This is a genomic window from Streptomyces sp. NPDC020489, from assembly GCF_044386545.1.
Classification (GTDB): domain Bacteria; phylum Actinomycetota; class Actinomycetes; order Streptomycetales; family Streptomycetaceae; genus Streptomyces.
Window position 1 is genome coordinate 110020 of sequence record NZ_JBIRUZ010000015.1, and the last position, 20084, is coordinate 130103.

Annotated in this window: 26 protein-coding genes; 19 read left to right on the forward strand and 7 right to left on the reverse strand. The window is 66.9% G+C overall.

Annotation, left to right across the window (positions count from 1 at the left end; all coding sequences use genetic code 11):
* Position 1 precedes the first annotated feature (1 nt).
* Complete coding sequence (locus ACH41F_RS33435) at positions 2-721, reverse strand: hypothetical protein (protein WP_391239928.1); 720 nt, start codon at positions 719-721, stop codon at positions 2-4.
* A 409-nt stretch (positions 722-1130) separates the two neighbouring features.
* Positions 1131-1424 carry a winged helix-turn-helix domain-containing protein gene (locus ACH41F_RS33440; protein WP_398838860.1) on the reverse strand — a complete coding sequence of 98 codons (294 nt, stop codon included), beginning with the start codon at positions 1422-1424 and terminating at the stop codon, positions 1131-1133.
* Positions 1425-1588: 164 nt separating this feature from the next.
* Between ACH41F_RS33440 and ACH41F_RS33445 the strand changes: the two genes are divergently transcribed.
* The 8 genes from ACH41F_RS33445 (at position 1589) to ACH41F_RS33480 (ending at position 7562) form a co-directional block, all read left to right on the forward strand.
* Positions 1589-1816, forward strand: coding sequence for a hypothetical protein (locus ACH41F_RS33445; RefSeq protein ID WP_398838862.1), 228 nt, complete (start codon positions 1589-1591; stop codon positions 1814-1816).
* Positions 1813-2154 carry a hypothetical protein gene (locus tag ACH41F_RS33450; RefSeq protein WP_391239937.1) on the forward strand — a complete coding sequence of 114 codons (342 nt, stop codon included), beginning with the start codon at positions 1813-1815 and terminating at the stop codon, positions 2152-2154. The genes ACH41F_RS33445 and ACH41F_RS33450 overlap by 4 nt, the downstream gene beginning before the upstream one ends.
* A 212-nt stretch (positions 2155-2366) precedes the next feature.
* The gene (locus ACH41F_RS33455) at positions 2367-3038 is read left to right on the forward strand and encodes a hypothetical protein (protein WP_391240207.1); all 672 of its coding nucleotides are present in this window, start codon (positions 2367-2369) and stop codon (positions 3036-3038) included.
* Positions 3035-4114: a hypothetical protein gene (locus ACH41F_RS33460; RefSeq protein WP_398838863.1), complete on the forward strand. Its 1080-nt coding sequence runs from the start codon at positions 3035-3037 to the stop codon at positions 4112-4114. The genes ACH41F_RS33455 and ACH41F_RS33460 overlap by 4 nt, the downstream gene beginning before the upstream one ends.
* 54 nt (positions 4115-4168) lie before the next feature.
* A complete protein-coding gene (locus ACH41F_RS33465; protein WP_398838864.1) occupies positions 4169-4753 on the forward strand; it encodes a hypothetical protein in 585 nt (194 codons plus the stop codon).
* Positions 4754-4848: 95 nt separating this feature from the next.
* Positions 4849-6024, forward strand: coding sequence for a hypothetical protein (locus tag ACH41F_RS33470; RefSeq protein WP_391239945.1), 1176 nt, complete (start codon positions 4849-4851; stop codon positions 6022-6024).
* 47 nt (positions 6025-6071) lie between these two features.
* Positions 6072-6650, forward strand: a complete 579-nt coding sequence (locus ACH41F_RS33475) for a hypothetical protein (protein ID WP_398838866.1) — start codon at positions 6072-6074, stop codon at positions 6648-6650.
* Positions 6651-6725: 75 nt separating this feature from the next.
* Positions 6726-7562 carry a hypothetical protein gene (locus tag ACH41F_RS33480; protein WP_398838867.1) on the forward strand — a complete coding sequence of 279 codons (837 nt, stop codon included), beginning with the start codon at positions 6726-6728 and terminating at the stop codon, positions 7560-7562.
* An 87-nt stretch (positions 7563-7649) separates the two neighbouring features.
* On the opposite strand, the gene ACH41F_RS33485 is transcribed toward ACH41F_RS33480, so the two are convergent.
* Complete coding sequence (locus ACH41F_RS33485) at positions 7650-7901, reverse strand: hypothetical protein (protein ID WP_391239954.1); 252 nt, start codon at positions 7899-7901, stop codon at positions 7650-7652.
* A 432-nt stretch (positions 7902-8333) separates the two neighbouring features.
* Positions 8334-8906: a hypothetical protein gene (locus tag ACH41F_RS33490; RefSeq protein WP_398838869.1), complete on the reverse strand. Its 573-nt coding sequence runs from the start codon at positions 8904-8906 to the stop codon at positions 8334-8336.
* Between the two features lie 376 nt (positions 8907-9282).
* Between ACH41F_RS33490 and ACH41F_RS33495 the strand changes: the two genes are divergently transcribed.
* The 7 genes from ACH41F_RS33495 to ACH41F_RS33525 all read left to right on the forward strand — a co-directional run bounded on the left by ACH41F_RS33495 (position 9283) and on the right by ACH41F_RS33525 (position 15501).
* The gene (locus tag ACH41F_RS33495) at positions 9283-9615 is read left to right on the forward strand and encodes a hypothetical protein (RefSeq protein WP_391239960.1); all 333 of its coding nucleotides are present in this window, start codon (positions 9283-9285) and stop codon (positions 9613-9615) included.
* 50 nt (positions 9616-9665) lie between these two features.
* A complete protein-coding gene (locus ACH41F_RS33500; RefSeq protein WP_391239963.1) occupies positions 9666-11657 on the forward strand; it encodes a hypothetical protein in 1992 nt (663 codons plus the stop codon).
* Between the two features lie 41 nt (positions 11658-11698).
* The gene (locus tag ACH41F_RS33505; RefSeq protein WP_391239965.1) at positions 11699-12328 is read left to right on the forward strand and encodes a hypothetical protein; all 630 of its coding nucleotides are present in this window, start codon (positions 11699-11701) and stop codon (positions 12326-12328) included.
* Between the two features lie 190 nt (positions 12329-12518).
* Positions 12519-12881, forward strand: coding sequence for a hypothetical protein (locus tag ACH41F_RS33510; RefSeq protein ID WP_398838871.1), 363 nt, complete (start codon positions 12519-12521; stop codon positions 12879-12881).
* Complete coding sequence (locus ACH41F_RS33515) at positions 12881-14374, forward strand: C2 family cysteine protease (RefSeq protein WP_398838873.1); 1494 nt, start codon at positions 12881-12883, stop codon at positions 14372-14374. The genes ACH41F_RS33510 and ACH41F_RS33515 overlap by 1 nt, the downstream gene beginning before the upstream one ends.
* A 19-nt stretch (positions 14375-14393) precedes the next feature.
* Positions 14394-14726: a hypothetical protein gene (locus tag ACH41F_RS33520; RefSeq protein ID WP_391239974.1), complete on the forward strand. Its 333-nt coding sequence runs from the start codon at positions 14394-14396 to the stop codon at positions 14724-14726.
* On the forward strand, positions 14707-15501 hold the full coding sequence (locus tag ACH41F_RS33525) for a hypothetical protein (protein WP_398838875.1): 795 nt from the start codon (positions 14707-14709) through the stop codon (positions 15499-15501). The genes ACH41F_RS33520 and ACH41F_RS33525 overlap by 20 nt, the downstream gene beginning before the upstream one ends.
* A gap of 68 nt (positions 15502-15569) precedes the next feature.
* Here ACH41F_RS33525 and ACH41F_RS33530 read toward each other — a convergent pair whose 3' ends face one another.
* Both ACH41F_RS33530 and ACH41F_RS33535 read right to left on the reverse strand, forming a co-directional pair.
* Entirely contained in the window at positions 15570-16409 is an 840-nt protein-coding gene (locus tag ACH41F_RS33530; protein WP_391239980.1) for a hypothetical protein, read from the reverse strand.
* Between the two features lie 38 nt (positions 16410-16447).
* Positions 16448-16705, reverse strand: a complete 258-nt coding sequence (locus ACH41F_RS33535) for a WXG100 family type VII secretion target (protein ID WP_391239982.1) — start codon at positions 16703-16705, stop codon at positions 16448-16450.
* Positions 16706-16911: 206 nt separating this feature from the next.
* Between ACH41F_RS33535 and ACH41F_RS33540 the strand changes: the two genes are divergently transcribed.
* Positions 16912-17172: a WXG100 family type VII secretion target gene (locus ACH41F_RS33540; protein ID WP_391239984.1), complete on the forward strand. Its 261-nt coding sequence runs from the start codon at positions 16912-16914 to the stop codon at positions 17170-17172.
* 100 nt (positions 17173-17272) lie between these two features.
* Here ACH41F_RS33540 and ACH41F_RS33545 read toward each other — a convergent pair whose 3' ends face one another.
* Positions 17273-17575, reverse strand: a complete 303-nt coding sequence (locus ACH41F_RS33545) for a hypothetical protein (protein WP_391239987.1) — start codon at positions 17573-17575, stop codon at positions 17273-17275.
* Between the two features lie 70 nt (positions 17576-17645).
* Between ACH41F_RS33545 and ACH41F_RS33550 the strand changes: the two genes are divergently transcribed.
* The 3 genes from ACH41F_RS33550 to ACH41F_RS33560 all read left to right on the forward strand — a co-directional run bounded on the left by ACH41F_RS33550 (position 17646) and on the right by ACH41F_RS33560 (position 20038).
* Positions 17646-17981: an SAV_915 family protein gene (locus ACH41F_RS33550; RefSeq protein ID WP_398838878.1), complete on the forward strand. Its 336-nt coding sequence runs from the start codon at positions 17646-17648 to the stop codon at positions 17979-17981.
* On the forward strand, positions 17974-19455 hold the full coding sequence (locus tag ACH41F_RS33555) for a hypothetical protein (protein ID WP_398838880.1): 1482 nt from the start codon (positions 17974-17976) through the stop codon (positions 19453-19455). The genes ACH41F_RS33550 and ACH41F_RS33555 overlap by 8 nt, the downstream gene beginning before the upstream one ends.
* A gap of 163 nt (positions 19456-19618) precedes the next feature.
* The gene (locus ACH41F_RS33560) at positions 19619-20038 is read left to right on the forward strand and encodes a hypothetical protein (protein WP_391366202.1); all 420 of its coding nucleotides are present in this window, start codon (positions 19619-19621) and stop codon (positions 20036-20038) included.
* The last annotated feature ends 46 nt before the right edge of the window (positions 20039-20084 follow it).

A 20084-nucleotide genomic window follows, 5' to 3' on the forward strand; every position in this document is an offset into this window, starting at 1 on the left:
TCTAGTTGCTGCTGGGAACGAGGACGAGGGCGACTTCGCCGTTCGCGGCGGCCTGGGCGAGGGCGGCGGCCTGGTCGTTGTCGACGGCGAGCGTGTAGGCGGAGTTGGTGCTGGCGACGAGTTCGTCGTCGCTCTTGTCGCCCGGCACGGCGGTCACGACGGCCCTCTCGGCGAGTACGGCGTTGCTGCTGCCGGAGGTCGAGGCCGAGCTGTTGCCGGTGGAGCCGCCCTCGGTGACGCGGTAGGCGGCGACGGTGTCGCCCGCCTTGATACCGGACGGGAACTGGCCGGCCTTGAGGGAGAGGCCTACGAGGGTCTTGCCCTGGGCGGCGGCGACCTTGCTGCCGAACATCTCACCGACCGGCACGGCGCCCTTCGGGATGGCGTCGAGGGCCTTCAGCTTCTTCAGCGCGTCCAGCTGCGACCACTTGATGTAGTGGATGTCGCTGTTCTCCGCGACCAGGACCGACGTCACGTTGCCGTTGGTGACCGATCCGCCCGCCGGGATGTCCTGCGTGACCTTCACGACCTCGATCCGGTCCCCGGCCTGGAGCACGAGCATCGTCGCCCCCAGCGCACCGACCAGGATCAGCAGCACCGCCAACGCGGCCAACGCCGGTTTGCGCTCGCGAGGCGGCGTGGGAAGCCGGTCACCGACCGACGGCTGAGCAGGAGCGGCGGAACGACCCTGACCCGCCCCCGTACGCTCTTGGATCTTCACGCGACTGCTCCCCGTACGCCCAAGAAATTGCCTGCCAAATTCTTTGCAAATTAGGACACTTCACCCGCGTTCGCCCGATCCTTCGCGGATAGCCATCGCTGGGGTGAGTGTCAAGCCATGGCACCGTATCAGCCGTACATAAGCCCCTCAAGGCGCGTCCGGAGTCATACGCCTCACCCCACTCCCCGTTATCCATCTGCAACTTGGGGCGCGCGCTGCCCAGTTGTACGGGAGCCGTGAAAGGGCCGCGAGCTGTGCGGGAGCGAATCAAAGGCGGCCACCTGATTCTGCGCACGGGGAGTTTTTCGTCACGGTCCACCCATGAGGCCTGCACGATTCGCTCACGAGGGCGGCCGCGGCCCAGCAGGCGGCACCCAGCCCCGCTCCCAGGACCTGGCTTCCGCCCCCTTCACTGACCGCCTTCGCTGTCCGCGGGGCTGTCCGGCTCAGCGGGGTACGCGACGAAGGTGCCCTTGGCGGGGAGGGTGACGACGAGGCCGCGTTCGCGGAGTTCGCGGATGGCACGGCGGGCGGTCAGATAGGCAACGCCGTACTCGGAGCCGAGATCCCGCTCGCCGGGCAGGCGCGCCCCCGGTCGCAGCTCTCCGGACGCGATGCGAGCAGCGATGTGGTCAGCCACCTGCATATAGACGTACGCGATCTTGTTGGGGTCGATCGGTGAATCGCCTCTGTCTGCTGCCATAACCACCACCGTAAAACAGCTCTGAGCTGCAGTGATGGACGCATTGCTGCGCACTGCTATGCACTGACATGCGCAGCAATGTAGGCTGATCTACGGAAAACGAAGACCCCGGCGACGGGTGGAGCCGTCCCGGGGCGTGGCCAACGCTAAGTAGGAGCGCCGACATGCTGGACCTTATCGTCCGGGCCCTCGCCTGGGTCGTGACCCTCTGCACCCCACGCCCGAGGGGCCGCCACCGCCTCGGCGCCCTGCCACCCCTGCGCTACATCCCGACCCCACCCACTCCCCACCTCCAACGCGCACGCCGCCGGGCCGCCTATCTGGCCACCCTCGGCATCGCCGTAGGCCCGACTCATATCCACGGCGTACGACTCCCGGCGGCCCCCCGATGACCCGCCCCTCGCTCCGTATGTGCGCCCGCTGCGAACGCATCACGGAGGAACCGGTCCTGGTCCACGAGGTCCACGCCCCGACGGGCCCCGGCTTCAACGTGTACGCGTGCCAGGAATGCGCCGTGCACTACCCGCCCCCGACGGACGCACTCGACATCCTCGACAGCGCCGACCGCCGCTCGCGCCTCACTTTGCGCGTCTACAAACTCGACACCGAGGGCACGGTGACCGAGGACCGGGGCAAGCTCGAGATCCTGGCGGGCGGACGGGCGGCGCCACTGCCACGCACGTCGGCGTATCCCCCGTGCGCGTGCCCGAGTTGCAGAGCACGGCGATAGCAAAGCGAAACGCATAGACACCGCGACGCCCTTGGACGCCCCTCCACCCGTCCGAGGGTCGTCGCCCGCTCGGGCACGATCAGGACACGGGTCACATACCCATACGCCCAGGATCGCCCCCATTTACTGCGAAGTTCGCTCTGGCGAAACCGGGAACCTCACCGATAGCGTCGGATCACTTGACTGAACTGATGTCTCACGGGGAGTCCATAGTGAAGCGCCGCTCTTTGCCCGTTGCTGCCGCTCTGATAGCAACGGCAGCCCTGCTGCTGACGGCCTGCGGCAGCGGGGACGACAAAGCCAGCGACAACGACAAGATCGCGGGCTCCGGCCAGGGCTCGGAGTCACCGAAGGCCTCGGCATCGGCCTCGGGAGCACCGGCGGAGGACAAGCCGGACGGGGTGGACGTGTCCCTGCCCAAGGACATCAACCTCGTCTTCGACTGGGACAAGCCGCAGGACAAGAACGAAGCGGCGGCGATGGATGACGCCGCGAACTACATCCGGGCCATCTACCAGGGCGTCGACAAGGGCACGACCAAGAGCGCGGCCGTCGCCACCTATGCGACCGGTGACGGTCTCAAGTACGCGAACACCCAGATCGACGCCTATATCGAAGGTGGCTGGACTGTCACCGGCACCCGGCGCCACTACGACGCCACCACTCGGTCCGCCGCGAACGGCAAGTCGGTGGAAGTGGCGTTCTGCTCCGACTCGACCAAGTTCTACGCCCGGGAGACCAAGACCCAGAAGGTCCTCACGACCGACCCCAGCATCACGGACTTCAGCTACTTCAAGATCATCATGGTCAAGCTCCCCACGGGTACCGACCTGTGGCAGGCGTCGAGCGTGTACGTCGAGGAGAAGGCGGCGAAGTGCCAGTGAAGGCTTCATATGGCCCCCGCCTCGCCGTAGCAGCGCTGACGCTGGCTCTCAGCACCCTCGCCCTCACGGGATCCGCCTACGCGGGAACGGGTGTGGGCGACGCAAAGGGCGGCAAAACAAGAGAGACGGGTGGCAGCGACGGCACCGGCATCTACGCCACCGCGCAAATCCGATACTCCGGCTCCGTAGCCAAAGGCGGCGCCACCGGCAACGTGACGTCCTCCGACGTCAACTGGACGCCCCCGCCCTGCTGGTACGCCCCCTACCTCGGTGCCAAGGACTTCAAGAAGAAGATGTCCGAGTCCATCGACAGCGCCATGAACACCCCCGGCATGGGCGGCACCGCGGGCGCGGCGATTGGTGAGCTGCAACGGCACTACGAGGACGAGTACGGCTGGACCGACACCCCCGGCTACAAGGACTACAACGTCGCCAAGGACGGCGAGGGCATGTTCTGGGCCGGCGTCGAGAACCCCAACGAGCCCGACGTACTCAAACGCAGCTCCTGCAACGACATCCCCTTCTGGGTCGACAACGGCGAAGCCCCACCACCCCAGTACGAGGAAGCCATCCGCCCCGAGATGCTCGCCGCCCTCGCGTACCAGCACATGGAGCTACCGGCCACCAAGGTCACCCTCGCCCCCCGGGCCACGACCAAGGTGAACCTCCCCACCTGGGCCTGGCTCGACAAAGCCGTCTTCAACGAGGTCCAGGCGACGGCGGCCATCAACGTCCCCGGCTTCAACATCCAGGCCACCACCACAGCCAAACCGGTGTCCCTGAAGCTGGAACCGGGCACGGCCGACGCCACGACCTATCCCGCCTCCGGCGAATGCACCATCAACACGGACGGCTCCATCGGCGAGCCCTACGCCAAGGGCAAGGCCGACCAGACCCCGCCCTGCGGCCTCAAGTACCTCCGCTCCTCCGGCGACAGCACGTACAAACTCCGCGCCACCATCACCTGGGACATCGCCTGGACCGGCACCGGCGGCACCGGTGGCGACCTCCCCGACGGCACTTTCGGCAACGAACAGGCCATCACCGTCCAGGAGATCCAGGCCGTGAACCGCTGAATTCCCGGCGTAGCCTGACCGGAACCGGGGCCGTTCGAATCGAGGAGAGCAGCTGTGGAAGGCGCCGAGAGCCGTGGAGCGGGTGAAGCGACAGCGTCGTACGGGCGGGCGGTGGTGTACGAGGAGAAGCTGCCCAGGCGTTGGACCGTCGCCACGTTGCTGGTTCTCGGTGTCTGGGTCGCCTATCAGGGGAGCATCCTGCTGCCCGAGGACCGTACGGTCTGGTTCGTCATTCTCGGCTCTTCGGCGTTTCTCGCAGTCGTATTCAACGCCGTGCCGATTTCCAAACGCGTATATCACCGCATCCACATTCGGGACGGACAACTGACCGTGGGGCGGGCGACGATCCCGGTGGAGTCGTTGGCGGCCGACTCGCTGCGGGAAGCCCGTGAGCAGCCCACGGAAGCCGAGTTCGTCGCGTCCCTGGCCTCCCGGTCGCGAGAGGAGCTCGCGGAGTTGCGGCGGGCGAGCCGTACGACCAGGCCGCCACGGGTCATGGGGGGCGGCTGGTCGGTGCCGATGGGCATGGACCAGATCATGGTCGAGACCGTACGGGGCGAACCGCTGCTGATCGCCACGCACGACCGCGAGGCCCTGCTGGACGCACTGACGCGAGCCCACCGCGTCGAGGGCTGTTGACGCTGAGGTCTCCGCGCAGCTTCGATACGTTGTTCGCGTGCCGGTGCTGTTTCCTGCGCGGAAGACAGTCGACATTGATCATCTGAAGGAGCTTTGTGACGGCCAAGCCGAGCAGAGTGGTGAACCCGCAGGACCTCGAGCAGCTGGCCAAGCTGCTCGACGGGCGGGGCGGCATGGGGGACAAACTCGGCGAGGTGTTCACTCGGGCCTCGACACTGGGCGTGTCGGACAAACTGAGTGCGCTGAAGCCGATGCGCTCCTGGGTGGGCGAGACCGCGCCCGACCTGCGCAGGAAGGCCGCGTATGCCCGTCTGGAGGACGGCGATCCGATGGCCGGACTCCTGCTCGCCGGCTTCACCCCCGAACAGCTCAAGAACAAGGATCTGCCGCCGGACATCCTGTTGGTCGCCAACGCGACCGCGGCCGACGGCCAACTCGACGACGGCTGGCTGAAGAAGAAGGACGGCGAGACCCTCGACGACTGGCTCGTCCGGATCCAGGGGGATGCCGTCACCCAGCTCAGCGGCAACGAGGAACTGGGCAAGGCGGTGTCGACGTACATCGAGGGGGCCGCCAATCTGTCGGCGTTCTTCACGTCGTCGACCACGGCGTTGCTCGGCGGCAAGTCGCTGATCTCGTACTTCAAATCCTCCAAGGTGCTCAACGCCCCGGGCACCTTCACCGCCCGCATGATCAACGGCCACTGGGACAAACTGTCCAGGATTCCCAAGGCCGGAAGCTGGCTGACCCGGGTGCCGACGGCCGCCCTCGCCGGCTCCGACGAGGCGGCGATGCTCGCCGGCTACATGCGCAACGGCGCCTTCTACATGCCGACCGCCACCGAGGCCAACCTGCTCAGCGTCGCCCAGCGCGGCGGTCTCGCCAACGCGGCCAGGGCCGCCGGATGGATGCGCGGCGCCGGCATCGTCGGCTCCGCCGCCGCCACCGCCTGGGGGGTGGCCAACCTCGCGACCATGGATCACGGCAAGGCGTGGAAGGAGGACAAGGCCAAGTACCTCTCCAACTGGACCGGTACGGCCTTCAACGCCTCCCTCACCGCCGCGATGATCGCCCCCAACCCGGTCACCATCGGCCTGGCCGTCGGCACCGGCGTCGCCTATGCCGGAACCCTGGTCTGGGACAACTGGGACAGCATCAGCAAGGGAGCGGAGGAGGCCGCGGACTGGGTCGGTGACAAGGCCGAGAAGGCCGGCGAGGCCATTTCCGACGGCGCCAAGGCGGTCGGCAGCGCCCTCAACCCGTTCGACTGATGCCGACCGAGGCACATCCGCGCCGAGCGGCGCGAGGGGAAGGAACCATGCAGCGACAGACGTACACCCTCGATCACTGGGAGGATCGTTCCGGCCACCGGCTGACCTGGACGTTCGGGTATCGGGGCACGGCCGGGGAGTTCGGCGGGATCGAGGTCGTCTACCCGGCGAGACGGCACGGCGACCGCCACACCACCGAGGTCAGCGGGGACCGGGTGCCCAAGGCCTCCTTCGACGGCTGGGCCTACGGACGCAAGCCCTCCCTGCACATGGCGCGGCTCAGTGTGAACGGCGCCGGAATCCGGCTTCAGCGCAACCGCTGGGCACAGACCAGAGCCGGCCGGGCGCTGCGGATGCGGGTCGACGGGCGGGAGTACCGCTACCTCGCGACCAGTGCCAGGCACGCCGACCGGATGCTGGTCCGCGACGGCGTGGAGATCCGGACCAGCCGACGGGGCAGGGGTGCGCGGAAGAAGGCCACGCTGACCGTCCTGGGCCCGGCCGATGGCACCGACCTCGCCCTGGCCGCCGTGATGTGCGGTGTCAACACCCGCAATCTCACCCGGGGCGGAGCCGTTCGCGCCTTCTTCCACAGGTCGATGGACTGGCTGGAGGTCTTCCAGTGATGCTCGCGCACTCCCCCCGACCTCGCCGCCCCATGTCTTCGCGCCAGCCGTTTCCGCCGACGAAAGCGACACGCCATGCCCTCGTATGACAGCACGCGAGGTCGGTTCCGGCTCGCCGAGAACCACCTGGCCGTCCTCCGCCACCGTACCGATGGCGAGGAGGTGCCCCCGGAGCTGGCCGAGGCCGACCGCGAGCTCCGCGAGGCCGGCCTGACCGACGAGGCCGGAAACCTCGAACTCGCGCTGGCGCCGCTGGTCAGCACGCTGCGGGAGCCCGCCGTCGTCCTTCATGTCGAGGCGCTCGGTGCGCAGGGCACCCTCCACCACGGCGTCACCATCGGCGACGGTTACGTCTACTCCCACGAGTCCTGGCCGGGCTCCACGGAGTCGGAGTACGTCCGGCTGGAGCCGACCATGCTCGTCTGGGCGCTGGCACGGATGGTCAACCTCCAGGGCGAGGACACCGTGCAGGTCGCCACGCCCGAGGTCGAGACCACCATGGCCGTCCTAGACGCCGGACTAGACGCCCTGGACGGCCTCGCGGGCCTGAGCGCCGAGGAGGGCATCGACCGGATCGCAGAGGTGCTGAAAGGCGCCGGTCTCACCCGGAGGTCACAGGTCAGCACCCTCGCCAGGCTGCTCGCCGGGATGCGATCCAGCTGGCGGATGACCGCCGCGTGGCAGGGACACGATGAGGGGACGCCTGCCCTCCAGGTGCGCGGGATCGCGGTGTGGGACTGCGGCCCGCTCGGCTACTGGCGTCGCGAACTGCCCGCCGAGCCGATCCTGCCCGGCCAGGTGGACGGCACCACCGCGCTGAAGCTGGTCCGGTCCGACGCCAAGGAGATCTGGCGGCTGATCACCGATCTCCTCCCCGGCAGCGAGGAGTTCGCGACGACACGGGCGAGGTGAGCGGCCCCCGACGCCCCCGGACCCGCTGCACGAGCGGGGTCCGAGGGGCGCCGTACGAAGGGCAGCGCGGACAAACGCCGTTGCCCCTCAGTCCTCGGTGAACTCCTTCTGGACACAGACCTCACCGGGCCCGTTCCAGCACAGCTTCATCATGTACTTGGCCGCGTAGGGAACGACGTTGTAGTCGAAGTAGTCGCAACCGGCGTCTCCTCCATCCGACTTCGTCTCCTTCAACTGCCATCCACCCATGTACAGATAGAGCTTGCCGGTCACCCCATGACCATCAGCCCGCTTGTCGCACACACGGAAGGTGTCCGGGTCCGGGTCGAGATGCGTCATGGTGCCGATGGTGTACCCACCCCGCTTCAGAGTCAGCGTGGTGTCAGCGGCACTGGCGGCCCCCGTCGCCCCCAGAACAAGCCCGACGGCTCCGGCCACGGCGACGGCCCCACGAACCACATGATGCTTCCGCATCGGATCTCCAGATGTTGTATTGACGACGACAGACGATCAACCCTAGATCGTCCCGATCAAGTGAGCTTGGCGAGCGAGTCCAGGAACCTTCCTGGAGCCGAGATCAGGGCACCTCGGAACGACAGGTTGCGTGTGTACACGCGCGGTACTCTCGCCCCACAGCCTGGATCTTCAGAGCGGCCCTCTCTGCTCATCCGCAAGGCATTCCGAGTACGGGAGGCCTGCTGCCCCGCCACGCTCACCTTGCCTTGGGCGAGGCGAGGCCGGTGGCCGTATCGAAGGGCTCTGAACGACGCCTTAGTTGAGCCGATTAAGAATTCTCCCAGGCAACGAAACGAGCGCCCCCGTCACCGACAGGTTTCGGGTGTACACGCCCTCAAGGACGAGCGCGATACTGATGTCGAGGGCATCGGCCTCTCCGAGACAAGTCCCGGTAATGGTCCGGGGTTTCACCCAGCTGGATCGCCTCATGTGTACGGCGGCGCCGGGCCGCACAAGTTCATGGCGACGCTTGCCGCCTCGCTGAACGTACGCGTACGTACGCCCTTTGACCCGAATCCGCAAAGCGCGCGCGTCCCGGCCGAACCGCCAGGCCTGTCTTGAGAGCGCGGCCGGTTCCCAGTCGATGTTGAGCTCCCCTCTGGCCAGAAGAGGCCGTTGCAGGTAGCCCAGGCCGATGTACGTGGTGAGCGGAACGCTGTCCCCCCGCACCGCCACCTCGGTGTACTCCGACGGATAGTGGCTGTAGTCCGCAGGAAAGACGAGCTCGATACGACCGAGCCCCGCGACGTCGCCGACCCAGGAGAGAACCTCGCCTCGGGCACCCTTGACGGTCTCCGCGCGCCGCAGCTCGAATGTGACCGTGCTCATACTCCTGGCGCCCCCAATTCTCCGGCGGGGTTACCGCGAACCGAGGCCCAGCCCCGACCGACCGATACATCAAGGCATCCTAAAGAGCGGGTAATCGGGCTGGATAACCGCCCCTGGCCCCCTACCGGCACCGACAGGGACTACGGAACTTCACCACGTCCGTAGAGCCCGACTGAGGGCCCCCAACTTGGCCAGAACGGCACGCCGTTGAGCACGACTACGGCTCGGCGCGTGGCAGCCTGTGCTCCCGACGCCGGGTGTCGCGCCGCGCGCGGCCACGTAGCCGGACGGTCACCGTCTCCACGGAAAGCCCTCACAGACTTGGCGTTCCTTTTGCACCCGCTCGGTAAAGTGCCACCGGATAAGGGGGTAGGGCATGGCAGCCGACGGCGAGAAGCCAAAGGTGGACAATCCTGAACGGGAGCGACTCAAGAACCTGAAGCGGCAGCTCGAAAAGGATCGGCCCGCCCTGGTCGACGCGTTGAAGAAGGCGGCGGTCGACATCGGTAAGGGCGGCCGGGACTCGGCGAAGTCGTGGGTGGGAAAGAATGCCGATAAATGGCACCAGGATGTCGCCGGAAACCGCAAAACGGTGCAATCGCGCGTGGACAAGGTACTTGAGGACATTCAGCGCGAGATCGACAGCATGCCCAAGAAGGTCACGTCCGAGGAAGCCAGTTCGATGAACCGCAACAGACGCATGTACTGACACGGCCCAAGAGCGACAGCGGATCCGACACGAGGCGAGCGGGGAACGGCATGCGCCCGGACGACGGGGGAAGCAGCGGGGGCGTCTTCTCCGGGATAGACCCGGACAGACTCAACGAAACGATTGATTCAGTGCGGCGGGACCAGGAGACCCTCGAGAGCCGGGCCTCCTACTACAAGACGGAGCTGGGCTGGTACGGCATCGGGAGCGAGGATCTCGCCGCCGTCCTGCGCGTGTCCCACTGGGCCAGGGACGAACTCCCCATGCTGAAACGGCGCTACCACCTGGCCCTGAACATGGACAACGACCCGTATCCCGGCTTCAAGGGCATGGTCCAGATCAACGAGGCCGCGGTGAGCCGAGCCGCCAACGCGGCGGCCACGAAAGCCGCCAAGCGTGCGACGGAACTCGCGAAGAAGAACCCCGAGGACCTCAGCCCCGAGGAGTTCGACGAACTCAACGCGCTCTTCGCCGAGAACTACGACGAATACCCCTTCGCCGAGAAGGTCGTAGGAGCGCTCGGCGCCCAGAAGACGCTGCAGCTCTGGGAGAAGATGAGCAACCTCGACAAGCCGGCCGGGTACGGCGAGACCTCCGACTTCGCGCGTGCCGACGACCTCGACGAGATGCAGAAGAACCTGAGCCTCACCGTGGCCGCGGCCACCAACTCCGATTCACCGGCCATGACGAAGTGGAAGAAGGACATGGTCGCGATCGGCGCCGACCCGATCGGAGAGCGAGGCGCGCCTCCCTACGGCGACTCCGGGGGCCCTGCCGGCTTCATCGTCATGAGCAACCTCATGCGCTACGGGGACTACGACGACAAGTTCCTCGAGGACTACGGCACGGCCCTCATCAAGGAGGACAAACGGATCATGGAGGGCGCCGACCAGCTCTACGGATCCGGCTGGGGAACCACCAGCACGGTCAACCACCTGGGCAACGACGAGGGCAACGACCCTCTCACCGGCTACATGAAGGCCCTCGCGAACAGCCCTGCCGCGGCGACCGCGTTCTTCGCCGCCGGGCAAAAGGGCGGCGGCGCCAAGCCAGTGAGCAGCCCCAACTTCACGTACCTGTTCCAAGACCGCAAGTGGCCGGACGACAGCATGCCGGGCAAGGAGAGCGTGACGGGGCGGAACTCGATGGGGCATGCGCTTGAGGCGGCCATGACGGGTCATCGTCCCGGGGAACCTGCTGCAGCCGAGGACGCAAAGCACTCCAAGGAGCAGGTCGGCTTGTTCCAGAACATGGTGGTGTCGGTGTCCAAGGACCGGGACCTCCTCCGCGAACACGAATACCTGTCGGACAGCTTCGCGAACATCTCGGCCGAATATATGCCGGAATTGCAGCGCAGTCTGGACCACGACATCGAATACGGAGTAAAGCTGTACCCCGTTCCCGGGGCCACGGTCCGTCTCGACGCCTACGATGCGGCACGTTTTCTGCACGCGGTGTCCCGCAACAAGGAAGGGTACGACCGGCTCAACGTCGCCCAACACGTATACGCTGCTGCGTTGATGGAGGCACAGGCGAAGTATCCCGATGTCTACCCTCAGTCAACCGATGCCACCATCGACAAAATCGCATACGGAACCGGCCTGTTTCAAGGGGTCATCGGCGACGGCCAGCATTTCCAGGACAACAAAGACGATGCTGACGCGGCTGCACGCGACGACGCCTGGAAGGAACACGCAAGCTTGTGGGGCGGCTCCCTGGTCGGTAGTACCGTAACCGTCGCGACTGCGTCTTTCACCGGCCCGGCAGGCGTCTATGGCGGCGGTTTGGTCGGCACAGCTGCAGGAGAGATCTTCAACGGCATTCTTGACGGATTCGGCGATAACGGCGATGACGAGAAAGAACAGGTCTACCAGAACGTAAAGCGGATGGACCAGATCCAGCACTCAGCCATTCTGACAACCCAGGAATCCGTCAAAGCCGCCACCGGCGACGACTCAGCCGCATCCAGGGCGGGCGACCAGGCAGGCAGGGGCTTCAGCGATGCTCGCGCCCTGATAGACAACAGCGAAGCAGCTCAGTAACCATCCGGCTGGCTCGACAGCGACCAGGCAGGGGATCCAACTTGTCGGAATCATCCAAGCGTAGCCCTCTACGGAATCCCTACATCTACGGCGGGGTTGCTGTTGTTGCCGCTTGCGCACTGCTCGTCGCTTACTTCGCCGGAGCCTTCGAGAAGCGTGGGCACATCTCGGCTGACGACGTCTGTTTGCACATGCCTGACCGGGAAGAGGCCGCGAAGGTCTTCAACTCCGTGCTACCCCGGTCCTCCGAATACGACTTCATCGAGACATGGCGACCAGACACGGACTGGGGCTTCCGAAGCACATGCGGAGTCGAGGACGTCGACGACAAGGCACTCTTCTACCTGGACGCCAAAACCGGCCCGGCCACACCCTGGCAGCAGTGGAGCAGGACACATATCCCGCGGAACGACGGCGGTAAGATCACCTACTTCAATTCCGGCCTCAAAGGTGTATCCAATGCTGAGGTGGCCGCGATCTGGGTGCCCTGCTACGCCCATGAGAAGACGAGCAAGGCCCGCTACAACATGACCGTCTTCGCCCATGCGCTGGAACCGCTCGAAGCCTCGGACCAAGAAGCCCGCCAAACACTCATCGACCTGGCCACATCCTTCGCCCGCCAAGCCCACAAGGACGCGAAATGCGACCTCCCGTCCAAGCTGCCCAACTGAGGGCCGCCGGCCGTGCACACGGCCGGTGCGCCGCACCGCAGGAGCCTGCATGTGGCGACCACGTGACAGTCGAGGAGATTCCCGCCCCCGGTCATGACCGCCCCCGCCCCCCTTCCTATGCTTCACCAGCGATGTCGTAGGGGCAGTCGACGACCGAGCAGTAGCAGGCACACGGGGGAAGGAACCGCACATGGCGTCCACGGACGGTGGCGACGCGGCCGAGTTGAAGAGGCGGGCGGCGCGGTTGCGCGATCTGGCGCGGGAGGCGAGGGCGATCGCGCGTCGGCTGGGTCCCTATCTGGATGCCGCCGTGAAGAAGGCCACCCCTCGCGCGGCCGCGTTCCTTACCGGTGGTGACGAGGCGGCGATCTGGCAGGGCCCCTTCGCCGACGAGTGCACCGCCACCTTGCAGAAGCGGCAGCAGACCCTGAACGGCATGGCGAGTTCCCTGTTGGCCGATGCGTCCCGCTGGGAGCGCGAGGCCGAGGAACTCGACCGGCAGGCCAAGGAGAAGGACAAGGCGAAGGCCGGCACGGGTGGGGGCGGCAACTGATGGTCTTCAGGGGATTCGACGCCACCAAGCTCACCGCGCTCGCGAGCGACCTGGACGCGCTCGCCCAGAACTCGGGGAAGCTGCACAGCCAGTTGGCCATGCTGCTGACGTCCGCCCAGCAGAACCTGCCCCCCGGCCAGAACGCCTCCCGTAACCCCGATCTCCAGGATCTCGTCGGTGACGTGGTCCCGATGCCGTCGTTCTTCGGGCGACGGCGGCTGCCCGGTGCCCTCGGCGGTGAACTCGGCGACATGCAGGCCTCGATGAAGCGCCGCATCAAGCAACTGGAGGGCTTGCAGGAGCTGGCCGGCAAGGGCTACCCGGTCAGCGACGGCAGCGTCTTCCTGGACGAGAAGGCGCCCGACGCGAAGAAGATCGACGACGCCCTGAAGCATCTGCGGGAGTTGCGGGGCAAGGACTTCGGGACCAACGGCAACCGCGACGACCTGGAGAAGATCTCCGGTGAACTCGACGGACTGACAGCCGCCGAGGTCGACGCCCTCGTGTCGCAGGCCTCCCCCAAGGACCTCGCCTTCTACAACGAACTGCTCACCTGTACCGACGACTCCGTCTGGAACCCGTTCGACAAGAACGGCCTGCCGGAGGACGCGCGCCGGGGGACGCTCGGCCGGATGCTCTCCAAGATCAGCCCGGAGAACTTCGGCAAGTTCCAGACGGCCTTTCCCGGCACGCAGCCGACGTTCACCAACACCGGCGCGTTCGAAGAGGGCGGGAACAACCAGAACGGCCAGAACAACAACGGCATCCACTGGCAGACGCCCACGGACCCGCTGTTCCAGGACGGCGTCTCGGCCGACGACGTCAACCAGCGGCAGTTCGGGGACTGTTGGTACGTCGCCTCGCTGGCCGGTCTGGCGCAGAAGGATCCCAAGTTCATCCAGGACGGCATCAAGCAGAACCCGAACGGCACGGTCAGCGTGCGCGTCTGGGACAAGGACGGCAACTACCAGTGGGTGACCATGACCCCGGATCTGCCGACCGACCAGAACGGCAACCCCATCAGCACGTACGGGAACGGCGAGTCCTGGCCGGCGTACTACGAGAAGGCCTTCGCGATGGCCTACTCGGACGACGGCGATGACGAGCGCGGCTACGGCGGCATCGAGGGCGACGACCCCAAGAAGTCGGCGCCCTATCTGACCGGTCGGGAAGGCGAGGACCTGACCACCGGCGGATTCCTGGGCATCGGCAAGGGCGAGGACAAGGACCTGGACTCGCTCCGGTCGGCGTTCGAGTCCGGCAAGGTCGTCACCGTCTCCACGCCGGCCGACGAGGGCCTCGACAAGAACCACCCCAAGGAATGGGGCAACACCTACCACAGCAACCACGCGTACTACGTGCGCGGCTTCACGGACGACGGCAAGGTGATCCTCGGCAACCCATGGGGAACCTCGGGCTATCCACCGATTACCGTGACGCAGGAACAGTTCAACCAGTACTTCGGGGGAGCCGAGGCCTTCGATGCCCCTTGACGCCCGGCAGGTGAGTGGTGTGTCCGAGCCCGAACGTCCGCAGGTGAAGTACCCCTTCGAGTTCGAGGGCCGTTGGGTGCTTCGCTATCACATCCCGTACACGGTCGAACACGAAGGGCGCACCCACCAGGTCCTGGCGACCGTGTTCCGCGAGCCGTCGGTGCACGGCCGTATCCAGATCGGCTGCGAGGGCCGCCCCCTCGCGGAGTTCGACGACCTGACGCCCGGCGACATCGTGGAGATCACCGGGGACACCTGGCGGGTCGCGGAGGTCGCCTACCGCACCCGCGTCGTGCTGGAGCGCGTCTCCGGCGAGGACAAGGAGGACACCGGTGCTCAGGCCGGCGAGTAAGTACGGCGCCGCGAGCGCCCTGACCGCCCTGCTCGTGCTGACCGGCTGCGGGTCATCGGCCGACGAGACCGGCGGGACCGGCGGCGCGGACCCGACGACCACGGCCGCGACCACCCAGGCGGCACCGAAGGACAAGGGCCCGCTGTGCGTGGGCACGGCCCCGGCCGACGGCGTGCACGTGCTGCGCGGCGGCGGATTCCGGCTGCCGGGTGGCGGAGGTGTGCGGTACGAGGCCGCCACCGCGGACGGTACGACCCGTACGGCGACGCTGCGGGACGGCGCGAGGTACGAGGACGGCCAGAAGCAGCAGACGGTCGAGGTCGGCCGGCGCATCCGCGTCTCCGGGCACACCTACGCCGTCAGCCAGATCTGCGCCTACCGGGTCGTCCTGGAACCGCAGGACGCACAGGCCAAGGCCGCCCTGACGGCAGCCCCCGCCTCCCTCGACCCCAAGGGCGGCGAGGCGGACAACGGCCTCTGCTTCACCACCGCCCCGTCCGTCCTGGCCGCCGCGTCCAAGGGTTTCCCGGCGAAGGGCGGCACCCTGTCGGTGCTCGACAACAGCGGGGTGTCGACCTTCCCCACCGGGCTGTCGATCACGGCGTCCGTGGACCCCGCGACACAGACGGCGGGCATCAACGCCAACTGCGCGGCGATCTCGGTGGCCATGTACCAGGACGTCCGCGTCGGTGACACCGTCGAGTTCACGGGCGTTCAGTTCAAGGTCGCGGAACTGACGGACAACGCCGTACGGATGACGCGTACGACGGGCTGAACACGGGGCCCGGCTCCTCGCGGCCTCCCCGTCGAGCGACCCGTGTCCAGGGCGGCACCGGCGGACCGTCACTCACCGCCGGCCTGGAGTTCCTCCCGGTCGGGCAGCAGGGCGGTGATCTTCTTCCAGACCTCCGCCGCGTTCGACCTCAGCAGGACCAGAGGGCTGGCCGGGCCCACCTGGCCCGGCAGGATCGGCTCCTCGGGCTGCTCGCGGATCCAGTGGCCGAGCGGGCCGCAGTCCCAGACGGCGAGAGCACGGACCATGGTGGAGGGCTTGCCGTCGTGCTGCCCTTCCCAGGCGGTGGTGATGCGCCAGGTGGCGTTGAGCGAGACGACCAGGTCCAGGAACTGCCCGAGGGCCGGCTCGGCGAGGTTGGCGTCCGCCCGGACCAGCGCCGTGCGGACCAGCTCGCGGGTGGCTTCGTCGTCCGCGCCCGGCTCCTCCAGGGCGACGAAAGCGGCGTCCAGGGCTGCCATCGTCGTCTCGACACGCACCTCGGGCGCGCCCTCCTCGGGGCTCTCGCCGCGGTGCAGGTTGACCTTGCGCGCCAGTTCCCAGACGAGGGTGCTGGGCTCGATGGAGACGTACTCGGACTCCTCCTCGCCCGGCCAGCCGTCGTGCGAGATCACGGCCTCCTGGCCGACGACCACACCGTGGTGGACGGGGCCGTGCTCGCCGGTGACCTCCACCTGGACGATGACCGTCGGCGCCGTGAGAGCACCGAGCAAGTCCCGCAGCAGCGGCGCGAGTTCGCCCTCCTCGCCGACCAGCCCGATGCGTTGGAGTTCGGCCAGTGAGTCCCCCAGTTCCTCGGGGGGTGTCTGGCCGTCCAGGAGGTGGGCGAAGACGGCGACATGGCGGTCGGCCAGCCGGAAGCGCGCTCGGGAACTGTCGTACGAGGGCACGGTGGTGGGTCCTCCCGTGAAGCGGCGGGGCCGGCTCACTACTTGTTGTTCTGCAGGTCCTTGGCGCTCTGCGTGCACTGCTGGGCTTCGTCCCGCAGCGCCTTGGCGACCGTTCCGCACGTGGTCTGCCAGCTCTTCAGCTTGCCGCGCACATGGTCCGCGTTCGGGCCCGACCAGGTCTTCATGCCGGTGGTGCTGTGGTTCTTGGCGGCGTTGACGAGAGCGTCGATGTCATCGGCGAGCGACTTCAACTGACTGGCACGCTGGTTGAGTTCCTGTATGTCAGGATTTGCCATAGCATCCTCCCCCGCTGTCTCAAAACCACAGCATACTGACCGGCCGTGAACACCCTCGGTGGGGCCCTGACCCGGTTCACCACCGATCATTCACAGGAGAACCCGATCACCGGGCGGCCCTGGACGGAACCCACGCATGGTGCGGTAGCGTCCCCTGATGCAAACGGACAGGCCGTTTGCCCATGAACCACACGGGGAGGAACGTTATGGATCGCGGTGCAGATCTCGGGCGGCTCCGGGACTTGTCCAAGCTCTTCAATCGCAAGGCCACGGACCTCCAGGCCCTCATCAAGGCTCTGGAGACGGCCACGACTGAGAGCACGAGCTACTGGAAGGGCCCCAAGGCCGACCGGTTCCGTGACGACTGGCACGACGTGAAGCCGACCTTCGACAAGTGGGTCACCACGCTGAACGAGGCCAGCAAGTCGGCGAACACCAGCGCGGACAACATCGAGCGCGCCACCTGATCCGTCGGGGCTGCGCTGTTCACCGGGGTGCTCGACCGAGGTCCTTCCAACCTTGACCGAGCACCCCGGTGGCGTTGGCACATGTAACGCGTACGGCGCCTCACACCGCCTGGCGATACGAGCGGGCCTCGCTCGCCGGCACCTTCTCCGGCTCGCCGCGGAGAGCCGCGTCGACCAACGGCAGCAGTTTGTCGACCTGCTCGCCCAACTTGCGGTGCCGCCCGTCGAGTTCACGGTGCCAGGCCCGGGCGTTCCTCCCGACCCAGACCTTGTCCCCGCCGATTTCCTCGGTCGGCCCCTTGAGCGCCTTCTTGATGCTTTCCAGCTCTTTGACGAGATCGCCGCGCAGCCGCTCAAGTTCGGCTTTCCGCGGGTTGGGGACGCGGGACTCGGTATCCGACACGAATGTCACCTTTTGATTTTCATCTTTACTGGTTTATGCCCGCCTCTTGGTCACCCCATAATCTGAGGCGGTGACCGCAACCTTATCGGCGCAGAACGCTCCAGAATTCCTCGTACTGCCCACCCTGTCCAAGGTCCCGCAGGCCCCGGACGGCTCTCCACTCAGCGGCGGCACCATCGAGGTGGCGCTCGTCCCCATCACGGGCGACACAGGCCGGGAACAGCTCACGGCACTGGCCTTCACCAGTGTTCCCTTGCTGGTCGAGGCCATGGGAGAGGAGCAGCCCTGGGTCATCGTCCCTGCCGGCGAGATGGGGAAGGCGCTCAGCGGATCGGGCGCCGTAGCCGTGCTGGTCGACCCGCGACTGGCCGACGCCGACGGGAATGGGGATCCCACCCGTGGTTGACCCCGACTTCTCCGGCATCAATCCGCACAACCTGCTGAAGTTCATCAAGAACCTCGAGTCCGGCAGCAGGAGCCTGCACGGCGCCAAGTCCTCCTACACGAGCCGATTCCGAAGGTTCGGGCTGGACACCAGCGCCCTCACCGAGATCGCGAGAATCGCCGGTTGGGTCGATGACGAGTTGCCGATGCTCCGTCGCCGCCAAGCGCTCGCGGCCGCCATGGAGTTGGACCGGAAAGGCATCCGCGAACCCGGCTCCATGGTGCGGCTTCGGGAACCGGTCCGCACGGCGGCCGAGGCCCGGGAGGACGGGAAGCTGCTCGCCGAGGAGGCCGGGAAGGCCGCCCTGCTCGACGCGGGCCAGGCCGGCGCCGAGTTCCATCGGATCGCGGGGCTGCTGGCACAGCACAAGGGCGACCCCGATCTCACCTCCGCGTTCTACGCGACGATGAGTCCGGATCTCGCCAAGACCCTCCAGGTGATGATCGCCGCCGCGGGCGCCCCGACAGCCGAGAACGACGCCAGGGTCTTCGGGTCGGCCTTCACCACCGCGCTCCACGCCGACTCCCCGGCGCCCGGGTTCGAGAAGACGGCCGCCCTGTTCCACGGCGAGTTCGGCGAGGACGAGCCAGCCGCTGTCTTCAATCGGGCCCTTATGCAGAGCGACGATCCCGAACTGTGGGACCTCGCCTGGAAACACACCAGGATCGCCGCGGCGAAACTCCTCGACCCCGCGGACACCTGGTCCGACACGGCCGGTCTGCTGGCCGGTGTCATCGGCATGCAGGCCAAGTACGCGGGGGCGTTCTGGGAGGAGTCACAGAAGTTCAGCGACCATGCGGCCCGTGTGTACCAGCAGCGTCTCAACGCCATGACCCAGGAAGAGCGGCGGGCGTTGAAGAAGGCCACCCGGCAGGCCGCGAAGGCGTCCGCCCGCTCCGCACGAGAGGCGGAACGCATCCTCGCGCGCTACGGCATGGGGTCCTTCTCCCGGATCATGGAAGCGTCGGTCGCGGACGGCGGCAGCTGGCTGATCGGCAAGGTGCCCGGCCTGAGACCGCCGAGCACGACGACGCTCTTCGGGCGAGCACTCGGGGCGGGCGGGAAGCTGCCGCTGGTGGGGACGGTGCTGACGGTCGGTGCGACCGTCTGGGACATCAACCACGGTACGGAGGCGGATGTCGCGGTCGCGGCGAATGCCGGGGGCATGGCGGCGGGGGCTGCCGGGACATTGGGCGGTATGGCTGCGGTTTCGTTTGCCTCGGGCCCGGTCGGCTGGGGAATCGCTGCAGGCGTCGCGCTCGGCTTCGGCGCTGGCTACGGCACCTCGTACCTCATCAAGACTCCGACCGGCCAGAATATGGTCAATGGGGTCACCGGGGCAGTAAAGGATGTCGGCAATAAAATCGGCGACGCCGCATCGAGCGCGAATCACACGGCGGGTGCGGTTTTCCAAAGGTTGACTGAAGATGACTAAGAAGCAGCGCAAGCGCCGCCCAGCGGGCGACTACACGCTTCCACCTCACATTGAGGAGTCCCGGCAAAGGACGGCCCGAATCAGAAGCCGGCTAAGCCGTCCAGAGCCACCACCCCTCCGGGCAATCTGGGGAATTTTCGGCACATTTCTACTTTGCGCTGCAATGACCCTGTTCTTCTGGCTCACCGCGCATTCCGTGCTGCAAGACCTGCGCTCTGAAGGGGTCACCGTTGCCGCCAGGGTGATTGGCGTCGACAACAAACCAAAGCGTGTGCAGATCCGTCTCGCACAAGGCCCCGCTTCAGGCCTGGAGGCCGACCTCGGGGACTACGCCGGAATGTATCCCGACGTAAATGTTGGCGATCCGATGCTAGTCACCTACGATCCGAAAGATATTCGCCGGAGCCTGGATCAAAGGTGGGTCAGGAATCCACCTCCCAACCTTCCCGCTTATGGCGCTTCAGCGATGTCTCTCTTTTTCCTCGCCGGCACAGTCGTAGCAATGCTCCGCCGCCACCGCCTCGTCCGCATGCACGACACCGCAACCCCCCCCCCCCCAGCCACCCCCCTCACCAAACCCTGACCACGCACCGCGATCGCCCCGGCACCCGGCCGGGGCCGCCGCCCCG